The 23685-nt window shown below is 64.1% G+C and carries 18 protein-coding genes; 4 read left to right on the top strand and 14 right to left on the bottom strand.

Annotated elements, in window-relative coordinates:
• Position 1: 1 nt before the first annotated feature.
• Positions 2-982, bottom strand: a complete 981-nt coding sequence (locus ACREB4_RS09380; RefSeq protein WP_431587948.1) for a CYTH domain-containing protein — start codon at positions 980-982, stop codon at positions 2-4.
• 87 nt (positions 983-1069) lie between these two features.
• Here ACREB4_RS09380 and ACREB4_RS09375 point away from each other — a divergent pair, with 87 nt between their 5' ends.
• Complete coding sequence (locus ACREB4_RS09375) at positions 1070-1273, top strand: DUF3460 family protein (RefSeq protein ID WP_431587947.1); 204 nt, start codon at positions 1070-1072, stop codon at positions 1271-1273.
• Positions 1274-1308: 35 nt separating this feature from the next.
• A complete protein-coding gene (locus ACREB4_RS09370) occupies positions 1309-2106 on the top strand; it encodes a segregation and condensation protein A (RefSeq protein WP_431587991.1) in 798 nt (265 codons plus the stop codon).
• A 4-nt stretch (positions 2107-2110) separates the two neighbouring features.
• Here the strand turns inward: ACREB4_RS09370 and ACREB4_RS09365 are convergent, their stop codons facing one another.
• A complete protein-coding gene (locus ACREB4_RS09365; protein ID WP_431587946.1) occupies positions 2111-2977 on the bottom strand; it encodes a sterol desaturase family protein in 867 nt (288 codons plus the stop codon).
• Between the two features lie 130 nt (positions 2978-3107).
• On the opposite strand from ACREB4_RS09365, the gene panB reads away from it, so the two are divergent.
• Together panB and panC are read left to right on the top strand one after the other, a co-directional pair.
• Entirely contained in the window at positions 3108-3941 is an 834-nt protein-coding gene (panB, locus tag ACREB4_RS09360) for a 3-methyl-2-oxobutanoate hydroxymethyltransferase (protein ID WP_431587945.1), read from the top strand.
• A gap of 12 nt (positions 3942-3953) precedes the next feature.
• Complete coding sequence (panC, locus tag ACREB4_RS09355; protein WP_431587944.1) at positions 3954-4832, top strand: pantoate--beta-alanine ligase; 879 nt, start codon at positions 3954-3956, stop codon at positions 4830-4832.
• A 3-nt stretch (positions 4833-4835) separates the two neighbouring features.
• Here panC and ACREB4_RS09350 read toward each other — a convergent pair whose 3' ends face one another.
• From ACREB4_RS09350 to ACREB4_RS09295, 12 genes are all read right to left on the bottom strand, one after another.
• Positions 4836-6407, bottom strand: coding sequence for a hypothetical protein (locus tag ACREB4_RS09350; protein WP_431587943.1), 1572 nt, complete (start codon positions 6405-6407; stop codon positions 4836-4838).
• Positions 6408-6421: 14 nt separating this feature from the next.
• Positions 6422-8419 carry an ATP-dependent DNA helicase gene (locus ACREB4_RS09345; RefSeq protein ID WP_431587942.1) on the bottom strand — a complete coding sequence of 666 codons (1998 nt, stop codon included), beginning with the start codon at positions 8417-8419 and terminating at the stop codon, positions 6422-6424.
• 51 nt (positions 8420-8470) lie between these two features.
• Positions 8471-11161 (bottom strand): zinc-dependent metalloprotease, encoded by a 2691-nt coding sequence (locus ACREB4_RS09340; RefSeq protein WP_431587941.1) that lies wholly within the window; start codon positions 11159-11161, stop codon positions 8471-8473.
• A gap of 77 nt (positions 11162-11238) precedes the next feature.
• A complete protein-coding gene (locus tag ACREB4_RS09335; protein ID WP_431587940.1) occupies positions 11239-13386 on the bottom strand; it encodes a TRAP transporter large permease subunit in 2148 nt (715 codons plus the stop codon).
• A 108-nt stretch (positions 13387-13494) separates the two neighbouring features.
• A complete protein-coding gene (locus ACREB4_RS09330) occupies positions 13495-14547 on the bottom strand; it encodes a putative solute-binding protein (protein ID WP_431587939.1) in 1053 nt (350 codons plus the stop codon).
• 207 nt (positions 14548-14754) lie between these two features.
• Entirely contained in the window at positions 14755-15768 is a 1014-nt protein-coding gene (locus ACREB4_RS09325; protein ID WP_431587938.1) for a hypothetical protein, read from the bottom strand.
• Between the two features lie 195 nt (positions 15769-15963).
• Positions 15964-17628 carry an energy-dependent translational throttle protein EttA gene (gene ettA, locus ACREB4_RS09320; RefSeq protein ID WP_431587937.1) on the bottom strand — a complete coding sequence of 555 codons (1665 nt, stop codon included), beginning with the start codon at positions 17626-17628 and terminating at the stop codon, positions 15964-15966.
• Between the two features lie 166 nt (positions 17629-17794).
• Positions 17795-18289: an FxDxF family PEP-CTERM protein gene (locus ACREB4_RS09315; RefSeq protein WP_431587936.1), complete on the bottom strand. Its 495-nt coding sequence runs from the start codon at positions 18287-18289 to the stop codon at positions 17795-17797.
• A 228-nt stretch (positions 18290-18517) separates the two neighbouring features.
• Complete coding sequence (locus ACREB4_RS09310) at positions 18518-18694, bottom strand: hypothetical protein (RefSeq protein WP_431587935.1); 177 nt, start codon at positions 18692-18694, stop codon at positions 18518-18520.
• Between the two features lie 91 nt (positions 18695-18785).
• Positions 18786-19250: a histone H1-like DNA-binding protein gene (locus ACREB4_RS09305; protein WP_431587990.1), complete on the bottom strand. Its 465-nt coding sequence runs from the start codon at positions 19248-19250 to the stop codon at positions 18786-18788.
• Positions 19251-19384: 134 nt separating this feature from the next.
• Positions 19385-20596 carry a ribonucleotide-diphosphate reductase subunit beta gene (locus ACREB4_RS09300; protein WP_431587934.1) on the bottom strand — a complete coding sequence of 404 codons (1212 nt, stop codon included), beginning with the start codon at positions 20594-20596 and terminating at the stop codon, positions 19385-19387.
• A 173-nt stretch (positions 20597-20769) separates the two neighbouring features.
• Complete coding sequence (locus tag ACREB4_RS09295; protein ID WP_431587933.1) at positions 20770-23667, bottom strand: ribonucleoside-diphosphate reductase subunit alpha; 2898 nt, start codon at positions 23665-23667, stop codon at positions 20770-20772.
• Positions 23668-23685 lie beyond the last annotated feature (18 nt).

The raw sequence follows: 23685 nt of genomic DNA, 5'->3' as shown, positions 1-23685 counted from the left end.
CTCAGAGCAGGGCGGCGAACAGGTCCAGGCACAGCACGGTGGTCGATGGCGACCGGGCCAGTGCGCTGGGCGATCCGGAGCTTTGCAGCGCCTGGCTCAGGTCGATGACCTGGTGCGTCGCCTGTGGGGGAAGCTGCCCCGGATGAGCGGTGACCAGGGTGATCAGGCCCTGCAAGGCCTGCTGCCAGGCCTCGACCTGCCGGTGCTCGGGCAGGGGGCTGGCGGCCACCTCACTCATGGCCTCGGTGGTCTGTTCCAGGTGCTGGGCCAGGCTGAGTTCCAGCGGCCTGGTGTCCGATGCAGCCTTGGCCTGGAGCGCGGTGGCGCCCTCGGCCTGCCTGGCCAGGCGGTCGCCCCGGTGCGCCTTGGTCTGGGTGTCCAGCCAGAGCGCGTGGTGCATCACCCAGTCGCGGGCGCAGTCGATGACGGCCATGGCGTGCCCCTGCACCAATTCGATTTCCAGTTCGCGCACGGGCACGCTCAGGTGGCCGGCGTGGATGTGGCCCAGGTCCAGGGCCAGCTCGACCACGCCCGCGTGGGGCGTGCCTGGGCCGATCTCCAACCGGGCGCTGTGCCGCCAGATGTCTGTGCGGTACAACTCCACCAGGCCGGCCTGCTCGCCCCGGCGGTCCTGTTCGGGGTGCCAACCGAGGATGCGGGTCAGGGCCGCCTCGGCCGGCGTGCCCCGGTGCAGGCCCAGGTCCACCCTGGCGGGCTGGCCCTCGGCGGGCGGCGGCGCGGCCTGGTTGTCCTCCAGGCGGATCATGGTGTTGGCGCCCGAGGTTTTCAGCGTCTGCACCCAGCGCTCACCCTCCTTGCGCAAACGCAAGGCGCTGCGGGCCTGGCCCAGGCGGCGATCCGGCGTGTCGACGTAGTGCGCCTGTAGATGCTCGCGGTCATGGCCTGGCAAGCGTTCAATGTCGGCCGACAAGCCCGCGAGCGATTCGGCCGGGATCTGGAATTTGAGTTCGATTTCCTGCATAAGCGCCGATTGTGGCGGTGAGTGGGCGCCAGGCGCCTCGCGGACCGATAAAATGGCGGCTCGATCCTTTTATTGACTGGTGCCCCCATGCCGCTTTTCTGGAAGCCCTACAAGTCTGACGTGACCCAGTTCATCGACAGCCTCAAGCAGCGCGATCCCCAACTGGAAGACCGTCAGCGCCAGGGCCGTTCCCTCTTGTGGGACAAGGCCATCGACCGCGACGCCCAGCTGGAATACCGCGAGGCCAACGTGGCGCAGCAGCCCTACGTCTACCAGACCAAGAGCGATTGATCCGCGTGGGCGAGCAGGTCCTGGACGAGCACCACATGCCCGAGGTCGTCGACCGCGTGGCGATGGCGCGCCTGTATGGCGAGCCGCTGTTCCAGATGCCGCTCGACCTGTACATCCCGCCGGATGCGCTCGAGGTCTTCCTGGAGACCTTCGAAGGCCCGCTGGACCTGTTGCTCTACCTGATCCGCAAGCAGAACTTCAACATCCTCGACATCCCGCTGGCCGACGTCACGCGCCAGTACCTGGCCTACGTCGACCAGATCCGCAAGAGCAACCTCGAACTCGCGTCCGACTACCTCTTGATGGCGGCCATGCTGATCGAGATCAAGTCACGGATGCTGCTGCCGCCCAAGAAGTCCGACGATGGCGAAGAGGCCGAGGACCCGCGCGCCGAACTGGTCCGCCGCCTGATTGAATACGAGCAGATGAAGCTGGCGGCCGCGGGCTTGACCCGAATCCCGCTGCTGGGCCGCGATTTCCTGCGCGTGCAGGTGCACAACGACCCCACCGTGCATGTGCGCCACCCCGATGTCGCGCTGGTCGACCTGCGCGAAGCCTGGGCCGATATCTTGAAACGCGCCAAGCTGGTCACGCACCACGTGATCACTCGCGAAGAGCTGTCGGTGCGCGAGCACATGGGCATCGTGCTGCGTCATCTGCAGGGCAAGCGCTTTGTCGAGTTCGAGCACCTGTTCGACGTGTCGCGCGGCCCGCAGGTGCTGGTGGTGACCTTCATCGCCCTGCTCGAACTGGGCAAGGAACGCCTGCTCGAGATCACGCAGGCCGAGGCCTTCGCGCCCATCTACGTGCGCCTGGCTTATCACCCGGCTTGACCGCTCAACGGTCGGGCGGCCGCTCCCAATCGGGCGGCGCCCACAAGTGCTTCAGACGCAACCACGGTGATCCCGGCCGCTTCACATCGCGCCCCATCGCTTGCCATTCGTGGAACATCATCACCAGCGGGTTGGTGGTGTGGATCTGCTTGACGATGCCGTAGTCGCAAGGCGCATCTTCGGGCACGAAGGTGCCGAAGAGTTTGTCCCAGATGATCAGCACGCCTGCGTAGTTGCGGTCCAGGTACTGCGGGTTGCGCGCGTGGTGCACCCGGTGATGAGAAGGCGTGTTGAACACCGCCTCGAACCACGCTGGCAGCTTGCGCACGGACTCGGTGTGCACGAAGAATTGGTAGGCCAGGCTCACGGCCACCACCAGGATCACGTGGCGGGTTTCAAACCCGAGCAGCGCCAGCGGCAGCCAGAACACCCACATGCCCGAGATGGGGTAGGTGGGGCTTTGCCGCAAGGCCGTGGCCAGGTTCATGGTCTGGCCGGAATGGTGGGTCACGTGGCTGGCCCACATCCAGCGGATGCGGTGGCTGGCGCGGTGGAACCAGTAGTAGCAGAAGTCTTGCGCCACGACGAGCCCGACCACGCTCCACCCCGTGATGGGGATGTCGAACAAGCGGTGTTGGTAGAGCCGGTCGAACAGGCCGACCAGCAAGGCCCAGGCGATGCCATCGGCCACCGCGTGGCTCAGCGCCAGGCTGACATTGATGGCGGTGCCTTGCACGGTGTAGGTCTGTTTCTGGCGGCGTTTCAGCCACCAGGCTTCCAGGCTCATGCAGGCGATGAACACCGGCCCCATCAGGAGCAGGAAGACCTTCTCCAGTCCGATTTCATCGACCTTTGCCCACCACTCGACCATGACGCAACCGACCCGCAATGGCAAAAGGCCATGCTAGCCCCAACGGCCGCAGGGCGCTTGCAGAATTTCCCGCGCAAGCCGGGGCTTGTCGGCCTAGAATCGCGCCACTTTGGCACCAGACCCGCGTGATATGAGTTCAGTGACCCCCGCCGCCTTGCCCGCCCGCAAGCCCATGAACCTGCACCGCCTGCGCGAGATGCATTCGCAGGGTGAAAAAATCACCATGCTGACCTGCTACGAGTCGTCCATGACCCGGGTCATGGACGATGCGGGCGTGGACTGCATCCTGATCGGCGATTCGCTGGGCATGGTGGTGCAGGGCCAGCCGAGCACGGTGCCCGTGACCTTGGATGAAATCGCGTACCACACGCGCTGCGTGGTGCGAGGCAACCGCAACGTCTGGATCGTCAGCGACCTGCCTTTCGGCAGCTACCAAGAGAGTCGCGAACAGGCCCTGCGCTCCAGCGTCGCGCTGATGCAGGCCGGTGCCCACATGGTCAAGCTGGAGGGCGGTGGCTGGACGGCCGAGACCGTGCACTTCCTGACCGAGCGTGGCATCCCCGTGTGTGCCCACCTGGGCCTGACGCCGCAAAGCGTGCACGCACTGGGCGGTTACCGCATCCAGGGCCGCGACCCCGCGGGCGCCGAAACCCTGCGCCGCCATGCCAAGGAACTGGCGCAAGCCGGTGCCGCGATGGCCGTGCTGGAGCTGATGCCCTCGGATGTGGCCGCCGACGTGCAGGCCGACAACCCCGGCATGATCACCATCGGCATCGGTGCGGGCCAACGCACCGCGGGCCAGGTGCTGGTGATGCACGACATGCTGCACATCACGCGGGGCAAGTTGCCGCGCTTCGTGCGCAACTTCATGGCCGAAGGCGGCTCCATCGAAGACGCCATCCGCCGCTTCGTGCTCAGCGTCAAGGACGGCAGCTTCCCCGACGAAGCGATCCACGGCTATTGATCCCGATTCACGATGAAGATCATCCACACCATCGCCGAGTTGCGCACCACCGTGGCCGAGGCCACCAGCGCACCGGTGTTCGTGCCCACCATGGGCAACCTGCACGAAGGCCACCTGGCCTTGATCCGGCAAGCACGCGGCATCGCCGACCAGGGCGGCTGGGGCCGCGGCCTGGTCGTTGCCAGCATCTTCGTCAACCGCCTGCAGTTCGGGCCGAACGAAGATTTCGACCGTTACCCGCGCACCTTGGCCCGCGATGCCGAATTGCTGGCTGGTGCCGGTTGCGATGTGGTCTTCGCGCCCGACGAGGCCGAGCTCTACCCCGAACCACAAGGCTACAAGGTCACGCCGCCCGATGCCCTGGCCAACTTGCTCGAAGGCGAGTTCCGCCCCGGTTTCTTCACGGGCGTGTGCACGGTGGTGGCCAAGCTCTTCAACATCGTGCAGCCGCGCGCGGCGGTGTTCGGCAAGAAGGACTACCAGCAGCTCATGGTCATCCGGAACATGGTGCGGCAGATGGCTTTGCCCATCGACATCGTCGGTGGCGACACGGCGCGCGCGGATGATGGCCTGGCCTTGTCTTCCCGCAATGGCTACCTGAGCGCGGACGAACGTGCGCAGGCCGTGCAGCTGTCACAAGCCTTGCAGCGCGTGCGCGACCTGGTGCGGGCGGGCCGAGGCGGCCTGCCGTGCGATGGCCTGGCCAAGATCGAGGCCGATGCCCTTGAAAAGCTCCGTCAGCAAGGCTGGTTGCCGGACTACGTCAGCGTCCGCCGTCAGCGCGATCTGTTGCCACCTTCGGCCGAAGAGCTGTTGGGCCGTGAAGCCCTGGTGATCGTGACGGCCGCCAAGCTGGGCAAGACTCGCCTGATCGACAACCTGGAAATCTGAGGCTCAGTGCCCTTCGAAGGCGCCCAGGTCGGGCGCCGCGCCGTTCAGGGGCCGGGCGGCGGTTTTCGCGATGGGCACATATTGGTGCTGCACCGCGATGTTCAGCACATGCGCTGGCGTGGGGATGGTGTTGAAGGGGCTGCCGCCCTGGTCCAGCACGGGGGCGTCCGCCGTGGGCTCATGGTCACCATCCAGTCCGGGCGATTCCCCTTCCAGCACCGTGCCCTCGGTGCGCACCTGCACATGCTCGCCGCGCTTGCCAGGCTCCCAACCTTGGCTGATCCAGTTGCGGCCGGTGAGTCGCACGGTGCCGTTTTCGTAGCCCATGAACAGTTTGGACGAGCCGTCCATCCAGAAGATGTTGTCCTGGGCCTGCACCGATTGCTGCGCGGTGGGCATGTCGAACACGCTGAAATAAGGCGCCTGCCGGCTGCTGCCCCGCAAGATCACCGTGTTGTTGACGGCGTAGAGGATGCCGTTGCGGAAGGCCTCGGGGTTGATGTCGCCACCCCAGTGGATGAGCTTCACGGACGAGGTGCCGGGGTTGTTCATGTCGCTGACGATCAGGTTGCCGATCACCCAGGCGCGGTGGTAGTCGGGGTCCTTGCCCACCGTTTTCATGCCGCCGTCGGTTTCGACCAGGTCGATGGCGCGCGCTGCCGCGACGATGTGGTTGTAGCGGATGACCGTGCCGCTGCTGCGGTCCTTGAGCGAGGAGCCCTTGGCCCCCTGCATCAGCTGTCCGATGTAGTTGCCTTCGTACAAGGCCTGCGAGGCTTGCACGTACAGGTTGTGCTCGGTGAAACTGCCGGGCACGCCATTGAGGTGCACCACGTTGCGGCGAATGGTGACGTGCCGGCTGGTCAGGCCCTCGGCTTCGTCTCGGGTGTTCACGAAGATGCCGTTGTCGTTGTCGGTCACCTCGCAGTTCTCGATCGTCAGGAACTCGACCACCGTGGCGTAGATGCCCGCCGCGCCTTTGGCGTAAGCGGTGGGCTGGCCGTCCTCGGCGATGAACTGGTACCTTGAACTGGCCCCGGTGACCTTGAGATTCTGGAGGCGGATGTGGCGCGCCTTGTTGCCCACCAGGTCGTAGCCTCGGTTGATGAAGACCGTGCCGAGCGCATTGACGCCGCCACTCGAGTAGTAGTGCTCGCCGATGGCGTCGGCGGCGATCTGCGCGTTTTGGCCGGAGATCTCGGGGCGCTGGCATTGTTCGTTGGTCACGCCATTGATCACCACCGGGTCGGCCGCCGAGCCTTGCGCGCGCAGGCCGATTTTGGTGCGGTAGGGCTCGGGCCGCCAATGGACGTTGACCACATCACCCGCCTGCAGCGACAGCCAGGGCACGCCGTTCAGGTCCGGGTATTTTTGGCCCGGGCCCACGTCAAAGGTGGCATGCCTGCCCACCAGGGCTTTGGCGCAGGCACCGGGGGCGGACAGGCCCGCGGGCACCGCCCAGCTCATGCGCGAGGTCAGGGCCGGCTGGGCCGATCCCGCCGCGTGGTCTTGCTTGTCGCTGCAAGCGGCCAGCAGGGCCAGCCCAAGCACGGCCCAGCCAGTGGGGGACAACATGGCACGCCAGGCCATCACAGGGTTTCCAGAAAAGCCACGACCTCATCCTGCCGGCGGCTGCGCTTCATGGGCGGCAGGCTTTGCCAGATGCGGCGGCCATAGGGTTTCTCGATCAGGCGCACGTCGCCGATCATCAGAACGCCTCGGTCGGTCTCGCTGCGGATCAAGCGGCCGGCGCCCTGCTTGAGCGCGATGATGGCTTGCGGCACCTGGTGCTCCATGAAGGGGTTGCCGCCTTCGCGTTCCAGCAGCTCCAGGCGCTTGGCCAGCACCGGGTCATCGGGCGGGGCGAAGGGCAGCTTGTCGATCACGACCAGGGTCAGGGCATCGCCCTTGACGTCGATGCCTTCCCAGAAGCTGTGGCTCCCCACCAGCACGGCATTGCCCGCGCGCCGGAAGTCCTCCAGCAGGGTGGGGCGGGGCGCATCGCCTTGGCGCAGCACCGGGAACGGGTCGGCGCCTTCCTCGAAGAGTTTCTTGAGGTGATCGGCCGCGCGCTGCACGGCGCGGTGGCTCGTGCACAGCACGAAGGCCCGGCCCCGGTTGGCGCGGATCAGGGGCAGGGCGGACTCGACCAGGGCTTCGGTGTGGTTCGCGGCATTGGGGGCGGGCAGGCCCTCGGGCACATAGAGCATGGCCTGGGAGGGGTAGTCGTAGGGGCTGGACCAGGCCTGGCAATGGGCGTCTTCCAGGCCCAGGGCTTGGGTGAAATGCGTGAAGTCGTTTTTGACCGCCAGGGTGGCCGAGGTGAAGATCCAGGCGCGGCGAGGGGCCTCCTGCGCTTGATCCGACTGCGCTGCGTTCTCGCCTTCATCGGGCGCGAAAGCGTCATCGGCCAGGCCCAGGCGCTGGCGCCGGAACACATCGGCCACCGAGATGGGTGTGCGGTGCAGTTGCAGGCCGTGGCTGCCCACGTCGACCCAGCACAGTTCGGGTTCGTTGGCCCGCTCGGGCGCGCCCCAGGCCGACAGGCGCTGCATCAGCGCGTGGGCGCGGCGTTGCAACTGGGCCAGGTCGGGGCTGCGGTCGGCTTGCGATTCCAGGGCTTCGCGCACCTCGGACAAGGCTTCGCGCAGCGTGAGCAGGGCCGAGTGCACCGGGTGGCTCTCACCCAGTTGCGGGTGGGCCAGCCTTTGCAATTGGGGCCCGAAGCACAGGCGCAGGTCGCGGGTGGCGCGGTCCAGCGGGGCGAGCACGTCGTTCCATTTGACGCCATCGCGGGCCTGTGTCTGGCCAGTGGCCAGGGCGTCGCGCAGCAGGTCCAGCAATTGCGCGGTCGACACCGAATCGCCGAAGAACAGCGTGGCCGTGTCGGGCAACTGGTGTGCCTCGTCGAAGATGACGGTCTGCGCGTTGGGCAGCAGTTCCGGCACGCCTTCCTCGCGCAGCATCAGGTCGGCGAAGAACAGGTGGTGGTTGACCACGACGACGTCGGCGTCCTGGGCCTCGCGGCGCGCCTTCATCACGAAGCAGTCGGTGTAATGCTGGCACTCGCTGCCCAGGCAGTTCTCGCGGGTGGAGGTGACGCGGGCCCAGATGGTGGCGTGCTCGGGCACCGTGGGGCATTCGGCCTTGTCGCCCGTGGGGCTGAGGTGGATGAAGCGGTTGATCAGGCCCAGGTCTTTCACCTCCTGGCGGCTGCTCAGCATGGCGTCCTGGTTGGCGTTGTTCAGGTGGTGCCAGCACAGGTAGTTGCTGCGGCCCTTGAGCAGCGCCACCTTGACGGGCACCGCCAGCGCGGCGCGCACGGCGGGCAGGTCGCGGTGGAAGAGCTGGTCCTGCAGGGCCTTGGTGCCGGTCGACACGATGACCTTGCCGCCTTCCAGCAGAGAGGGCACCAGGTAGGCGGCGGTCTTGCCCACGCCGGTGCCGGCTTCGAGCACCACCGTGCTGGCGTCCGCGATGGCCTGCGCCACGGCCTGCGCCATCTCGATTTGTTCGTGGCGCACGTGGTAGCCATCGAAGGCGCGGGCCAGGGGGCCGGAGGCGGAAAAAATCGTGGGCAGGTCCATGGTGGGCAAAGAGTGGCAGCGCCCATTGTCGGGCCTGCCGGCTTCCCTCCTTCAGGGGCTTGTGCGGACCACCGAGGCGTCGAGCGCGCGGGCGAGCGTTTCGATGCAGTCCTGGCGGTGGGCTTCGGAGGTGTCGGCGGGGCTGCTGCCCCAGGGGTTGGCGCGCAAGGTGCTCAACAGGCTCCTGGCCTGTTCCCGGACCACGGACCGCACATCGGCCCGGTCGCTGGACGAGCGCACCACCAAGGCGGACAGGTGGTTCACGTACTCGCGCTGCAGGTTGCGCCGCCATGGCGCATCGTCGCCTTTGGGCGGCTTCACGCCGAGGCCCCACACGGCGTCTTTCAGCCGCTGGTGCAGTTCCTGGACGGTCAGCGGCGCGTCATGGCGATCGCGGGTCTTGTCGATATTGTCCAGCAAACGCTCGGCCAGGCTGTCGGTCATCAGGGTGTCCAGCACGGCGCGTTGCAGGGTCAGCAGGGTGTCGGCGACCGAGAAATCGGTCCGGGCGCCATAACCTTCGATCCGCTCGAAGTAGTCTGGAACCATGCGGCGTTGCAGCGAGGGCGACAGGCTCAAGGCTTGCGGCGACAGCAGCGTCTGCGCCAGCAGGTCCAGGGCGGCGCGCTGCGTGGCGGCCGGCAGGGGGTCGAGCGGATCGCGGCCACTGCCCGGCGCGTCCCGCCGCGTGACCAAGCCGCCCACTTGCCGCATCAGGACTTGCGAAGTGCGGCCCACATCGCGCAAGGCATAGGTCACGCGCCGGCGCAGCAAGGCCGGGTCGTCTTGCGGGCCGACTTTGTCGTGTGCCTGCCGTGCGATCAGGTCCTTGGCGATGGTCAGCCGCTGGCGGGCGAAAACCACGGGGTCGCGGCCCAGGTCGAAGGTGAGGGATTGCGGGTCCAGGCCCAGGTAGTCGTCTTCGTCGGTGCCGAAGTCCAGCTTGTCCGCCCAGGCGGGGTCGGCGCTGCGTTCGGCGATCTGGCGCAGCGCCGGGGCCTCCGGTCCATCGATGGCCTTGTAGCCATACTCGATGGCCCAGTAGTCGTAAGGTCCCAGGGTCGTCTGGAAGGCGGCCGGTGCGGGGCGGCCCGGCAGCGGCAGGTTGATCGGCGCATAGTCCATCACCGAGGCGCTGTTGCCTTCGCGCAATGTCAGCGCCGGGCTGGCCAGCTGTTCGGCCGTGTGCCAGCGCGAGCCTCGGAAATTGTGGCGCAGGCCCAGGGTGTGCCCAACTTCGTGCATGGTCGTGTCCTTCAAATAGGCCAGCACGAAAGCCTGCACGTCCGGGCTGTCCGGGTCGAGCCCTTGGGGCGCCGACTCCAGCAACTCCAGGCCATAGCCGAGTTGTTCGGCGGCCTGGGCCGCGTGGTCGCATGCCTCGTCCGGCGAATGCGCGGTGGGCATGGCCATGATCTCGCTGCGGAAGGTGCGGATACTGCGCGACGAGAGGCTTTCCAGGGCGATGTCGGCTTGCAGGATTTCGCCCGTGCGCGGATCGACATGGGTGGGGCCGATGGCCCCGAAGCCGGGCTGGCTGTTCGTCATCCAGCGAACGGTGGCGCGGGCCTGGTTGAAGGACTCGTCCGAAGCAGCGGTGGGTGAAGGCGCACGGACCTGGATCGCATCCTTGATGCCGATGGCCTCGAAGGCTTTGTTCCAGGCCAGGATGCCTTCGATGATGGTGGGTCGGTAGGCCACCGGGATGCTGGGCTCCAACTGGTAGATGATCGGCCGCACGGGTTCGGACAAGGCCGCGGCGGGGTCTTTCTTCTCAAGGCGCCAGCGGCTGATGAAGCGCTGCCGGGGGGTGCGCGCCAGGTCCTGCGTGAAGTCGGCCACCGTGGTGGTGAAGTAGCCCACGCGCGGGTCGGCGGCCCGTGACTTCATGGCCGTGGCCGGCAGCGCCCGCAGGCTGTAACGCACATTGATGAAAAGGCTGCGGGGGTCGGGCACCGAGGTGGGAACACCCGGAGACTGCCCGCCACTGCCGCCCGATGCGATGGAGCTGGTGGCGAAGTGGTGAAGGATGTCGAAGGTGAGCTGGTCGCTCTGGGCGCGGGCCACCGACAGTGCCGAATTGCGCGAGTCCAGCGAATAGCTTTGCCGGTAGGCCCGCTGCAACTGCAGCCCCAGTCCCAGCATGTCGTTCACCCACAAGGGGTTGGCTTCGATCAGGATCGCGCCGGTCTGGGCCTGGGGGGCGCTGGCCACGCTCACGCTGGCCAGCAGGCTGGGCGAGAACGCGGCCTGGACCGCCAGTTCCTGCGGCGTGCCCTTCTGCGCGGTGTAGGCGGCGTTCATGGCCAGCAATTGGACTTGCTGCTGCACCCGGCGAAACTCCACCCACTGCGGACGTCCGACCTGGGCCGAGCGGCTGGTCATCAGGCCGCCGAACAGCCCCGCTTCGCCAATGCCCGTCACCACCGTGGGCGACAGGAAGAAAGCCCGGTTCAGGTTGGCAGGCGACAACTCGATCCAGACCTTGTCCTGCCGTTTCCACAAAGGCAGCAGGCCATCCATGCGCTCGGCTCCCTTGACGACGGTGTCAAAGGCGGGCGCCTGTCCGGGTGCAGGGGTTGGGGCCGGGGTGGCCGCGGTGGGGGGCGGCGCGGTAGAGGCTGCCCAGCCAATCCACTGGATGGGGCCATTCTGCAAGGTGCTGCACCCAGACAGGGGCAGGGCCAGGACCATCGCGATGCGGGCGGCGAACCAGGTGGGGCGGAGGCGAAGCACAGTCATGCGGCCAGCGTACCAAATAAAAAACCCGGCCCTTGCGTTGGCAGGGGCCGGGTTCGCCGAGAAGTGGCTTTCAGGGCTTATTGGGTGGGGTGGGGGAACCACTCCTTGATGAAGGCCAGTTGCGGGAAGTCAGCCACCGCCAGCGGGCCGAAGGCCACGATGGACAGGCCGATGGTCATGACCACCGTGGGCAGGATCCAGCGCTCGTAGCGGCGGTAGAAGCCCAGGTGCTTGACCTCGCCGTCGGCGATCTTGACCTCGGGCTCGCCGATCACCTGGCGGGTCAGCAACTGGTTCAGGGCCACGGGGGGCAGCAGGTAACCCAGCTCGAAGGCCACCAGCACCATCATCCAGAAGTGGACCGGGTCGATGTTGTTGGCGAAGGCGATCGGGGCCAGGGTGCCCGACACCAGCACCACGGCGCCGAACGGATCCATGATCATGCCCAGGAACACTTTCGTGACCACCAGGAAGGCCATGGCCGTCCAATGGTTCTCGAAGACGTGCGGGAAGTTGTTCATCACTTCCGAACGTTCGATCACGCCGCCCATGGCCAGCGACAGGGTCATCAGGCTCAGCAGTGCACCGATGTGGCCGATGGTTTCATTGGTGGCGAAGCGGATGGAGCGCTCCACGCCGGGCTGGCGGTGGCTGGCGTAGTCGGGCGTGATCTCCGTCTTGCCGCGGTTGATGATCTTGTCGAAGATCAGGATGATCAACAGCATCACCGGCATGATCGTGGGGGCCGTGATTTCGTTCAGCTTGGTGTCCAGCGCGTACTCGTACAGGGCGATGACCACGATCACCACGCCCACGTAGGGCAGCGTGGGCATGACGGCGCGCAAAGTGGCAGGGATCGCCACGCGGAACGACTCGATCGAAGCACGTTGGGTGCGCAGCATCTGCGAGGTCAGGAAGAACAGCGTCGAGGTCAGCAGGAAGACATAGAAGCCCCAGTGGTACAGGCCGTTGGTCGTCACTTGCTTGTTCAACGCGGCGATCAGCACCACCAGCAGGCAGGGACGCAGCACCACGCCCAGCGAACCGGACATGGCCGTGGCGGCCAGCGCGAACTGGCGCGAACCACCCGAAGCGCGAACCTCGTGGTAGATGATGCCGCCGGCGGCGATCACGAAAATACCCGAGGCGCCGGTGTAGGCGGTGGGCACGGCGGCGGCCAGCAGGATGATGTAGGTCAGCAGCTGGGGCGACAGGCGCCACGGACGCAGCAGGTCCATGAACAGGTCGACGATGCGGCTCTGCTTGAGCAGCATGCCGGCCCAGATGAACAGGCCCAGGTTCAGGAAGATGGTGGGCAGCTCCATCAACTGATTGATGTAGATGGCCAGGCCAGCCGGGTGGTGGTGCAGCAGGAAGTACACGCCGGCCGAGATGCCCATGTGCGCATACAAAGGGATGGCCAGGAACGCGCCGCCCCAGGTGCCTTCGCCGTGCTCAGACTTCACCGGCATCACCACCCGCTTGAGGTTGATCAGCAGGATGATGGAGGCGAAGGCCATCCAGGTGTAGTGCAGCAAGGCATGCTCGATCGGCACCCCCGAGTTGTTCAGGATCTGGTAGTAGCTGATGCACGAGTACAGCAGCAGGCCAGCCGCGATGGACTGGGTGATCGACTGGAGGAGGTAGTCCCGGCTGTAGTGCCCAGGACGGATGCCGATGTGGTGGAAGCCCAGCGTGGTCGTGATGGCGGCGATGGCCACCATCAGCAGCAGGATCAGCGGACGGTTGTCGGTGCCCACCTGGAACAGGCCGAAGAAGCTGGTCTCGATCGTGCGGTACAGCTTGACCTGCGGCGTCTGGTGTTCCTTCACGCGGTTGTACAGGTCGTGCTTGGCCTTGCAGATGGCAATGGCTTGCTCCATCGAGCGGCGTGCCACGGTCGGATCGCTGGGTGCTTGGTCGCCGAACAGGTTGTCGATGTCGTCGTCGCCCTTGGGCTTGACCTCGGATTGCTTCTTGAGCTCGACCTCGATGTCCTGGTTGGCATCGCAGCTGGGCTTGCTGGGTTCGGCGCGCAGCATGAAGTACTGCACCTGGGCGGAAGGGTCTCCAAACATGGACTCACCCAAGCGCAGCAACTGCCCGTGCACCATTTCACCGGTACCAATGATCAGGGTCAGCAACAGGAGTGCAAAAACCGGCAGGCTGGAGAACCATTCCAGCGGGGAACGGCCCAGGATTTGTCGAGAATTAGAAGTGATCATGATCGCTCGGTTGGTGCAGCGCAGCAAAATGCGTCCACCATTAGGAAAAAGGGGGCTGTGGGCCCCCGGGTGTAGCTGGATGGTCAGGCCGTCATGCGGCCTGAACGCTTATTTCCAATCCTCTTCTGATTTGGTGGCGCATTCCGGATCGGCCGGATTCACGCTGCAGCGGATGCGCTTGATGATCTTCAGGCCACGCTTGTCGTACAGGCCTTTTTGCGCGATGTCGATGCGCGATTCGCGGAGCATCAGGGTGTACTTGTAGGCATTCTCGGAACTGAGGTCCATCCAGGTGGACGGCGGGATGCTGGCGTCGGACTGCTTGACCAGTTGCAAGGCACGGTCGAATTGCGTCAGCCAGTAGTCGCGGGACTTGTCGCCGAAGCCTTCGGGAAACTTGGTCCTGTTCAGGATGACCTGGTAGGTCAGGATCAGGATCGGGAAACGCACCATCGCGCCGTTCTTGCCGATGCCCTTGTGCAGTTCAAGCGGTTTGTAGGCCAGCGTGGGCGCCGCGATGAAGTCCACCGAACCATTGTTGAACTTCGACGAGAAATTCATGATGTCGGCCGACACGGGTTGGGCGCCGATCTTCTGGATCATGACGGCCTGGGCCTTGTCGTAGTCGAACGAGGCGATGCGCTTGCCGGCCAAGGCTTCCACGGTGTTGATCTTGCGATCATTGACGACCGGGTAGGCCGCACCCAGGGGCACCACGCCGCCGACTTCGTAGTTGCCATCGACCATCAGCTTGGCGGCCTTGGGGTCGGAATAGGTTTGCACGATGCGGCGGACCACCTCATAGCTGGCCGCCATGTCGATCTTGCCGTCCTTGACGATGGTCGTGGCACCCAGCGAGTCGATGGCGCCGGCCACCGGGTTGAACTGACGGGTGCGGAAAGCCGTGGCAATCACGCCGTCGCATTGGCCGGTGCGGAAGTCTTCGGTCGCGACGCGTTCGTCGGTGTAACCCTTCAGTTCAATCGAGACGCCGTGCCTTTGAGCGGCGATCACATAGTCCTTGGCCATGTTGAAGAGGTCACCCGAGGCACCCAACAAGTCGTACACGCAAATGCGCTGCGCGGCCTGCGCTGCTGATGATGCGCTCAACGCCACAATGGCGGCGGCGCCGATCTTGCTCATGGTCATGACCATCTTCATGAAGTCTCCTAGGTACCAGAAAAAACGTGCGCCGATGGTGAGTTCGGCGCCAACAACACTTGTTTTTCAGTGCATCGAATCTGACCACGGCCGTGGGCGTGATCGTTAGTTTTGTAACTATAGCCGCCTAAATGTTCCTCCAGGTAAACCCCGCCCCCCGCCCGCGGGGGAAGGATTTCCCTAGTAAATCAAAGGCGTTAAACGCCTTTACTTGAGGAAGCTGTCGGCGTCGATGGCCTTCTCGCCCTTGTCATCCCAGAACTTGCCCAGGCTGTTGATGGGCGTGCGGGTGCCCGTGTTCTGGGTCCACATGCGGTCGGAGATGATCACCATCTGGGCTTCGGCGATGGCGTCCACCAAGCGGTAGTCGCTGCTGACCTTGAAGTTTTCGACGGTGGCGAAACGCTTGATGGCGGCACGCACGGCCGCGGTGTCGTCGGCCGATTGGGCGGCCAGGGCGGCCATCACGTGGGGCAGGCGAACGCCGGCCTTCTCGCCAATGGCCATGTTGGCTTCAAAAGTGCCCTTGATGTCCTTGCCTTCGCTGCCGCCAGGAACGATGCTCCAGATCGCCGCACGCAGGGCCTGCGGAGCGCCCCACCACTTCTTGTTGTCCAGGCAGGTCATGGCGAATTCGACCTGGGGCGGGATGTCCAGGGACACGCCCACGGATTGCTGTGCACCCATGTCGCTCTGAACGGCTTGCAGGCCGGAAATGGAGCCCAGCAGGTACACCATCTCGTCAAAGTCGCGCTTGAACTTGGGACAGGTGCTGCCGTACTTGAAGAAGTACTTTTGCTCGAGCTTGACGCGCATGCGGTCGAATGAGCCCACTTGGCGGTGCGCGGACACGGCCATCAGGCGCTTCTGGGCAATGCGTGCATCCTGGGCTTCATCGGAGCGTTTCTCGCGGGAGGCGCGGATGTAGCGGAGTTCCTCTTCGATCGCCCGGGCGTCGGAGCACACGGCGGAGGCTTGCAGCAGCACGGTTTCCATCAGCGATGGATCGCCGTAGAAATTGCGGGCAGCGCCCACCAGCGGGCCGTTGGCGGTGGCGAAGGTGCAACCCATGTCGACGTCGCCGTTTTTCAGCGCTGGCGGCGTGAAGCCTTCTTCCAGGATATTCAGCGTGACACCACTGGTGGCCGACTCCAGCAAGGCACATCCGCTCATGGTCAAGGTGGAAAGAGCCACCACGGAGGCGGTGAGGATTCGGGTCATCCGAGGAATCATTGAAGGGGTCTCCAGGAGGGTGTTTTTTCAGGGGCGCGAATGCGCGCCAATAATCCACGAAATTCTAGCCCCCAAGCTCCATGCGCCGAGATTGGAAACCCTAGGGATGACCCCTGCCCGGCGTGAAACGCGCCAAAAAACAAACCCGCTTGTCGCGGGTTTGTGATGGGGGTGAAACGGAGCTCAGCGGATCGGCTTGAAACGCACACGCTTGGGGCGCGCGCCTTCTTCACCCAGTCGCTTTTTCTTGTCGGCTTCGTACTCCTGGTAGTTGCCATCGAAGAAGAACCACTGCGAATCGCCTTCGCACGCAAGGATGTGCGTGCAGATGCGGTCGAGGAACCAGCGATCGTGGGAGATGATCATCGCGCTGCCCGCGAACTCCAGCAGCGCGTCTTCCAGCGCGCGCAAGGTTTCGACGTCCAGGTCATTGGAGGGTTCGTCGAGCATCAGGACGTTGCCGCCCTGGGCCAGGGTCTTGGCCAGGTGCAGACGGCCACGTTCACCGCCCGACAGGTTGCCCACCAGCTTTTGCTGGTCGTTGCCCTTGAAGTTGAAGCGGCCCAAATAGGCGCGCGACGGCATCACGAACTTGCCCACGACGATGTTGTCCAGGCCGCCGGAGACGTCCTGCCAGACGGTGTTGTCGGCGGCAAGGCCTTCGCGGCTCTGGTCGACGAAAGCCAGTTGCGCGGTCTTGCCGATGCTGACCGTGCCGCTGTCGGGTTGCTCGACGCCCTGGATCATGCGGAACAGGGTCGACTTGCCGGCGCCGTTCGGGCCGATGATGCCGACGATGGCGCCAGCGGGGATCTTGAAGCTGAGGTTGTCGATCAGCAGGCGGTCGCCGAAGCTCTTGGAAACGCCGGTGAACTCGATCACCTCATTGCCCAGGCGCTCGGCCACGGGGATGAAGATTTCGTTGGTCTCGTTGCGCTTTTGGTAGTCGACGTCGCTCAGTTCCTCGAAGCGGGCCAGGCGCGCCTTGCTCTTGGCTTGGCGGCCCTTGGTGTTCTTGCGAACCCATTCCAGTTCCTGCTTCAGGGCCTTGGCGCGGGCGTCTTCGCTCTTCTGTTCGGCTTCCAGGCGCTTGCCCTTCTGGTCCAGCCAGTCGGAGTAATTGCCCTTGTAGGGGTGGCCTGCGCCACGGTCGAGTTCAAGGATCCACTCGGCGGCGTTGTCCAGGAAGTAGCGATCGTGGGTGATGGCCACCACGGTGCCGGAAAAGCGGCTGAGGAATTGTTCCAGCCAGTCCACGGATTCGGCGTCCAAGTGGTTGGTGGGTTCGTCGAGCAGCAGCATGTCGGGCTTGGACAGCAGCAGGCGGCACAGGGCCACGCGGCGCTTTTCCCCGCCGGACAACTGGCCGATCACGGCATCCCAGGCGGGCAGGCGCAAAGCGTCGGCGGCCAGTTCGAGCTGCAGGTCGGTGTTCTCGGAGCCGCCAGCGGCAATGATGGCTTCCAGCTCGCCCTGCTCGGCGGCCAGAGCGTCGAAATCGGCGTTTTCTTCGGCGTAGGCCGCGTACACCTCGTCCAGGCGCTTCTTGGCCGCCAGGACGCCACCAATGCCTTCTTCAACGGCTTCGCGAACGGTCTGTTCGGCGTTCATCACCGGTTCCTGGGGCAGGTAGCCGATCTTGATGCCGGGCATCGGAACGGCTTCCCCTTCGATGTCCTTGTCCACGCCCGCCATGATCTTGAGGAAGGTGGACTTGCCCGAGCCGTTCACGCCCAGCACGCCGATCTTGGCGCCCGGGAAAAAGCTCAGGGTGATGTCTTTGAGGATCTGGCGCTTCGGGGGAACGATCTTCCCGACGCGGTTCATGGTGAAAACGTACTGGGCCATGGGATGCTCGCTTTGCGAGGTACTTTCGTCAAACCGTGTAGCTTAAGGCAAGGCAGGGGTGTTGGCCGCCAATACCTTGTTCAAAGCTCAAAAGCAAAAGGCCAAGCCTGAGAGGCTTGGCCTGGAAAAGTCCGCATGCCAACGCGTTGGCGTTGGCTGGAAAGCATCAGTTGCTGCGACGACGGCGCGCGGCCGTGAAGCCCACCACGCCCACACCTGCCAAAAGCAGGGCATACGTTTCGGGTTCCGGCACGGCCGCGGCGGTCACGGACAGGTCGTAGTGACCGGCCTTGAGCACGCTGCCTTCGAGCACCAGCGAGAACGACGAGGTGATGGGCAGGGAATCGAGCGTGAAGGTGGCCAGCGCGGCGGGCGTCCAGCTGCTCACCACGGTGTTGGTGGAGTCGACGACCTTGATCGAGGTGAAATCGATGTCCTTGATGGAGCCCAACTTGAGTTCGCTCAAGCTCAGCGACAGCAAGATGCTGGGCGAGCCCGAGAACGTGAAGTCGTACGTGATGGCCGAAGGGCCGGAGAACGTCACGGGCTTGTCAAAGGTGGCCTGGGTGTTGAAATCGGCCAGGGAAAGGTCCCAGGTGCTGGCTTGGGCTCCGAGGGCCAGTGCCATCATGCTGGCGGCAACGACTGATTTAAGTTTCATTGAATACTCCTGTTCTTGAATTCTTGGAATCATGGTGATGCCGATGCACCGCCATGGGCCAGTTAATGCAGGCTCGGTTATAGGGGTTGCCTGGGATTCGAGCAATAACCCTGATATGAGGAACCCCGCATTCAAGGGGGTCGAAGTTGTTTCACGATGTTGGTGCAGGGAGCTGGCCAGAGTCGATCAAATCTTCGATCCAATGGTGCACTTTGTCCGGATCGGTGTTCAACGACCACTGTTTTCGTCGACTGGCGGTCCCCTCAGCAGTTCGATGTGACTCGGCGGCAAGGGTGAGGCGCTGAGGTCGATGACGATGCGCCGGCGTTCGCCTTGGCCTTCCAGGCGCAGGCAAGGCCAGGTTGGGCGTGTGGTGGGCGATTCAGCGTTGCTTCTTGGCGCCATGTCGGTCGTTCAGGCAAAGAAAAACCCGGCCGAAGCCGGGTTTGGAAGGCGGGGGCTGGTGCCATCCGCCGGTTCAACCTTGCGGCTGAACTCAGGGCTTGTTGCCTGTCGGGAAGGGCCACGCGGCTTGGGGGCTCAACGTGGTCTTCGCGGCGGGCTTGGCCGAAGCGGGCTTCTTGGCCGCAGGGGCAGGCTTGGCAGGGGCAGGCTTCTTGGCAGCGGCCTTCTTGGCTGCTGGCTTCTTGGCAGCGGGGGCTGCCTTCTTGGCGGGAGCTGCCTTCTTCACAGCGGCCTTTTTGGCCGGTGCTGCCTTCTTGGCGGGGGCCTTCTTGGCTGCTGCCTTCTTGGCAGGAGCGGCCTTCTTCACAGCGGCTTTTTTGGCCGGTGCTGCCTTCTTCACTGCTGCCTTCTTGGCAGGAGCGGCCTTCTTCACGGCGGCCTTTTTAGCCGGCGCTGCCTTCTTCACAGCGACTTTCTTGGCCGGAGCGGCCTTCTTCACAGCGGCCTTCTTGGCCGGAGCAGCTTTCTTTGCTGCCGCTTTTTTCGCAGTTGCCATACGGATCTCCTTGATCAAGTTGCAAAGAGCACTGCACCGCTGAATGCGGTACAGCGATTCATCACCCAACGCCCCCTAGGATCTGAGCGCGGTGTGATGAATGGGGTACGCCGGTGCGGTGCTCTGTGCAAGGATCAATCCCAGCTCAGGGCGCCGCCCGACTGATATTCAATGACTCGGGTTTCGAAAAAGTTGCGTTCTTTCTTCAGGTCGATCATTTCGCTCATCCACGGGAAGGGGTTCTCTTCGTTCGGGAAGAGTTCTTCCAGCCCAATCTGGGCGGCACGGCGGTTGGCGATGTAGCGCAAGTAACCTTTGAACATGGATGCGTTCATGCCCAGCACGCCACGCGGCATGGTGTCTTCGGCATACCGGTATTCAAGTTCGACAGCTTTGAGGAACAGCGCTTTGATCTCGGCCTTGAAGTCGGCGGTCCACAGGTGCGGGTTCTCGAGCTTCAACTGATTGATCAGGTCGATGCCGAAGTTGCAGTGCATGGACTCGTCGCGCAGGATGTACTGGTACTGCTCGGCGGCACCGGTCATCTTGTTCTGACGACCCAGCGCCAGGATCTGCGTGAAGCCGACGTAGAAGAACAGGCCTTCCATCAGGCAGGCGAACACGATCAGCGACTTGAGCAAGGTCTGGTCGGTCTGCGGTGTGCCGGTGTGGAAGTTCGGGTCCATGATCGCTTCGATGAAGGGGATCAGGAACTCGTCCTTGTCGCGGATGGATTGGACTTCGTTGTAGGCGTTGAAGATTTCGGATTCGTCCAGGCCCAGCGATTCAACGATGTATTGGTACGCGTGGGTGTGGATGGCTTCTTCGAAAGCCTGGCGCAACAGGAACTGGCGGCACTCGGGCGCCGTGATGTGGCGGTAGGTGCCCAACACGATGTTGTTGGCGGCCAGCGAATCGGCGGTGACGAAGAAGCCGAGGTTGCGCTTGACGATGCGGCGTTCGTCTTCGGTCAGACCATTGGGGTCCTTCCACAAGGCGATGTCGCGCGACATGTTCACTTCTTGCGGCATCCAGTGGTTGGCGCAAGTGGCGAGGTATTTTTCCCAGGCCCACTTGTACTTGAAGGGCACCAACTGGTTGACGTCGGTCTGGCCATTGATGATGCGCTTGTCGGCGGCATTCACGCGGCGCGCGACTGGCGCAGCGGCGCGTTGCACGTGCGCTGTGGCGGCCGATGCGGTGCTTGGAACGGGGTGGTTGAAGGATGCAGCTGTCACAGTTTGAAGGGCCGACGCATTCACATCCCGGACATCGCGTTGCGATGAAGGAGCGGAAGCGCCAGATACTGAAGAGCTTGAAGGTGCGTCGTCTTCCCAGACCAACATGGTGTATACATCCTATGGGTTCGAATTATGAAAGGGTGTTGTGAAAAACACCAAGCACTTCTTGACAGTACAAGGCCCAGTTTGTTGCGGTCTTGCGTCGAAGTGCTCTCATTGAATCAACAAAGTTAAGCCGCGAGATGAACAAGGCCTCTTTCGAGGCCTTGTTCAATGCATCACTGACAGGCTTCGCAATCGGGGTTGTCGATCGCGCAGAACTTGATGTCGGTGGCAGGCTCGCTCATTGAAGGCTCGACTGTTTGCGGTGCAGCATTGATGCTGGAAGTGCCGCTCATGTTGGACACCGAGTTGAGTTGGCCGCGTGACACGGTGGACTTCTCGGCATGCGTGGCGCCAACGGTGCGGAGGTAGTACGTGGTCTTGAGGCCGCGCAACCAGGCGAGCTTGTAGGTCTCGTCCAACTTCTTGCCCGATGCACCGGCCATGTAGATGTTGAGCGACTGCGCCTGGTCGATCCATTTCTGGCGACGCGATGCGGCTTCGACCAACCACACGGGCTCGACTTCGAAGGCGGTGGCGTACAGGTTCTTGAGCTCTTCGGGCACGCGGTCGATGCGGCGCAGCGAGCCGTCGAAGTGCTTCAAGTCCATCACCATCACGTCGTCCCACAGGCCGAGCTTTTTCAGATCGCGGACCAGGTACTGGTTGACCACGGTGAACTCGCCCGACAGGTTGGACTTGACCGACAGGTTGCCGAAGCAAGGTTCGATCGAGGCGTCCACGCCCACGATGTTGGAGATGGTGGCGGTGGGCGCGATGGCGACGCAGTTCGAGTTGCGCATGCCGTATTGCTGGATGCGGTGGCGCAGGGCGTCCCAGGCCATGGTGTGCGAGGTGTCGACTTCGACGTAGCCGCCGCGTTGTTCGGCCAGCAGCTTGAGCGAATCGATCGGCAGGATGCCGCGGTCCCACAGCGAGCCACGGTAGCTGGAGTAGCGGCCGCGCTCTTCGGCCAGCACGGTCGAGGCCCAGTAGGCGTAGTAGCAGACGGCTTCCATCGAGCGGTCGGCGAAGTCGACGGCGGCCTGGCTGGCGTACGGGATGCGCATCTGGTACAGGCTGTCCTGGAAGGCCATGATGCCCAGGCCGACGGGGCGGTGGCGCAGGTTCGAGTCACGCGCCTTTTTGACGGCGTAGTAATTGATGTCGATCACGTTGTCCAGCATGCGCATGGCGGTCGTGATGGTCTTCTTCAGCTTGTCGTGGTCGATGTCGCCGTTGAGGATGTGCTGCGACAGGTTGACCGAGCCCAGGTTGCAGACCGCGATTTCGCCGCCGTTGGTGTTCAGCGTGATTTCGGTGCACAGGTTGGACGAGTGGACCACGCCGACGTGTTGCTGCGGCGAGCGCACATTGCAGGCGTCCTTGAAGGTGATCCAGGGGTGGCCGGTTTCGAACAGCATCGACAGCATCTTGCGCCACAGGTCGTTGGCGGGCAGTTGCTTGAAGAGCTTGATCTCGCCGCGGGCAACCTTTTCTTCGTAGCGGGTATAGGCCTCTTCGAAGTCCTTGCCGAACTTGTCGTGCAGGTCGGGGCAGGTGGCGGGCGAGAACAGGGTCCACTGGCCACCTTCCATCACGCGGCGCATGAACAGGTCGGGGATCCAGTTGGCCGTGTTCATGTCGTGGGTGCGGCGGCGGTCATCGCCGGTGTTCTTGCGCAGCTCCAGGAATTCTTCGACGTCCAGGTGCCACGACTCAAGGTAGGCGCAGACGGCGCCCTTGCGCTTGCCACCTTGATTGACGGCGACGGCGGTGTCGTTGACCACTTTCAGGAAGGGGACGACGCCTTGCGATTTGCCGTTGGTGCCCTTGATGTGGGAGCCGAGGGCGCGCACGGGCGTCCAGTCGTTGCCCAGGCCGCCGGCGAACTTGGACAGCAGGGCGTTTTCCTTGATGGCTTCGTAGATGCCGTCGAGGTCGTCGGGGACGGTGGTCAGGTAGCAGCTCGACAGCTGCGAGCGGCGGGTCCCGGCGTTGAACAGCGTGGGCGTCGACGACATGAAGTCGAAGGACGACAGCACTTCATAGAATTCGATGGCGCGGGCTTCGCGGTCGATTTCGTTCAGCGACAGGCCCATGGCCACGCGCATGAAGAAGGCTTGCGGCATTTCGATGCGCTGGCCGTCGGTGTGCAGGAAGTAACGGTCGTACAGGGTCTGCAGACCGAGGTAATCGAAGTCCAGGTCGCGTTCGTGCTTGAGCGCGGCACCCAGCCGGGCCAGGTCGAACTGCTGCATCTTCTCGTCGAGCAGTTCAACTTGCACACCCTTCTTGATGTAGGTGGGGAAGTACTCGGCGTAACGCGTGGCCATTTCGCCGTGGGTGACTTCTTCGCCCAGGATTTCGCGGCGGATGGTGTGCATCAGCAGGCGGGCGGTGGCGTGCGTGTAGCCGGGATCGTGTTCGATGCGGGTGCGGGCGGCCAGGATGGCGGCCTTGTAGACCTCGTCGAGCGCGACGCCGTCGTACAGATTGCGGTGCGTTTCGGCCAGGATGGGGGCGGCCTTGACGTCGGAGCCCAGACCTTCGCAGGCGGCTTCGATCAAACCTTCCAGGCGGGCCAGGTCGAGCGGGATGCGTTGGCCGCGGTCGATGACGGTCAGCAGGGGTTGGTCAGCGGCTGGGGCGCTGGCCTTTTGCTGTGCGCGTTCTTGCGAGCGGCGTTCGCGGTACAGCACATAGGCGCGCGCGATTTCGTGGTGGCCGCCGCGCATGAGGCCCAGTTCGACCTGGTCTTGCACGTCTTCGATGTGGAAGGTGCCGCCGCCGGGACGCGAGCGCATCAGGGCGCGCACGACGTTTTCGGTCAGGCCATCGACGGTTTCGCGAACACTGGCGGAGGCGGCGCCTTGCGTGCCGTGCACGGCCAGGAAAGCCTTCATCAGGGCCACGGCGATCTTGCTGGGCTCGAAGGACACGACGGCGCCATTGCGGCGGATGATCTGGTAGCCGGTGAAGGCCGATTGACGAGGCTCGTTGGCGGCGTCGCTGGGGCTGTTGGGGAAGACGTTGGCCGTGGATTGGGCGGTGCTGGACGGGGTCGTTTGCATGTGATTCCCTTCGGGGTT

Source organism: Aquabacterium sp. (genome assembly GCF_050725395.1).
GTDB lineage: Bacteria > Pseudomonadota > Gammaproteobacteria > Burkholderiales > Burkholderiaceae_C > Aquabacterium.
The sequence above is the reverse complement of the archived record's forward strand: the minus strand, read 5'-3'. Positions and strand labels throughout refer to the sequence as shown.

Excerpts from the sequence above, each read along its gene's own strand:
- ACREB4_RS09380 (WP_431587948.1), bottom strand. The coding sequence starts at position 982 with ATGCAGGAAATCGAACTCAAATTCCAGATCCCGGCCGAATCGCTCGCG.
- ACREB4_RS09375 (WP_431587947.1), top strand. The coding sequence starts at position 1,070 with ATGCCGCTTTTCTGGAAGCCCTACAAGTCTGACGTGACCCAGTTCATC.
- ACREB4_RS09370 (WP_431587991.1), top strand. The coding sequence starts at position 1,309 with ATGCCCGAGGTCGTCGACCGCGTGGCGATGGCGCGCCTGTATGGCGAG.
- ACREB4_RS09365 (WP_431587946.1), bottom strand. The coding sequence starts at position 2,977 with ATGGTCGAGTGGTGGGCAAAGGTCGATGAAATCGGACTGGAGAAGGTC.
- panB (WP_431587945.1), top strand. The coding sequence starts at position 3,108 with ATGAGTTCAGTGACCCCCGCCGCCTTGCCCGCCCGCAAGCCCATGAAC.
- panC (WP_431587944.1), top strand. The coding sequence starts at position 3,954 with ATGAAGATCATCCACACCATCGCCGAGTTGCGCACCACCGTGGCCGAG.
- ACREB4_RS09350 (WP_431587943.1), bottom strand. The coding sequence starts at position 6,407 with ATGTTGTCCCCCACTGGCTGGGCCGTGCTTGGGCTGGCCCTGCTGGCC.
- ACREB4_RS09345 (WP_431587942.1), bottom strand. The coding sequence starts at position 8,419 with ATGGACCTGCCCACGATTTTTTCCGCCTCCGGCCCCCTGGCCCGCGCC.
- ACREB4_RS09340 (WP_431587941.1), bottom strand. The coding sequence starts at position 11,161 with ATGACTGTGCTTCGCCTCCGCCCCACCTGGTTCGCCGCCCGCATCGCG.
- ACREB4_RS09335 (WP_431587940.1), bottom strand. The coding sequence starts at position 13,386 with ATGATCACTTCTAATTCTCGACAAATCCTGGGCCGTTCCCCGCTGGAA.
- ACREB4_RS09330 (WP_431587939.1), bottom strand. The coding sequence starts at position 14,547 with ATGAAGATGGTCATGACCATGAGCAAGATCGGCGCCGCCGCCATTGTG.
- ACREB4_RS09325 (WP_431587938.1), bottom strand. The coding sequence starts at position 15,768 with ATGACCCGAATCCTCACCGCCTCCGTGGTGGCTCTTTCCACCTTGACC.
- ettA (WP_431587937.1), bottom strand. The coding sequence starts at position 17,628 with ATGGCCCAGTACGTTTTCACCATGAACCGCGTCGGGAAGATCGTTCCC.
- ACREB4_RS09315 (WP_431587936.1), bottom strand. The coding sequence starts at position 18,289 with ATGAAACTTAAATCAGTCGTTGCCGCCAGCATGATGGCACTGGCCCTC.
- ACREB4_RS09310 (WP_431587935.1), bottom strand. The coding sequence starts at position 18,694 with ATGGCGCCAAGAAGCAACGCTGAATCGCCCACCACACGCCCAACCTGG.
- ACREB4_RS09305 (WP_431587990.1), bottom strand. The coding sequence starts at position 19,250 with ATGGCAACTGCGAAAAAAGCGGCAGCAAAGAAAGCTGCTCCGGCCAAG.
- ACREB4_RS09300 (WP_431587934.1), bottom strand. The coding sequence starts at position 20,596 with ATGTTGGTCTGGGAAGACGACGCACCTTCAAGCTCTTCAGTATCTGGC.
- ACREB4_RS09295 (WP_431587933.1), bottom strand. The coding sequence starts at position 23,667 with ATGCAAACGACCCCGTCCAGCACCGCCCAATCCACGGCCAACGTCTTC.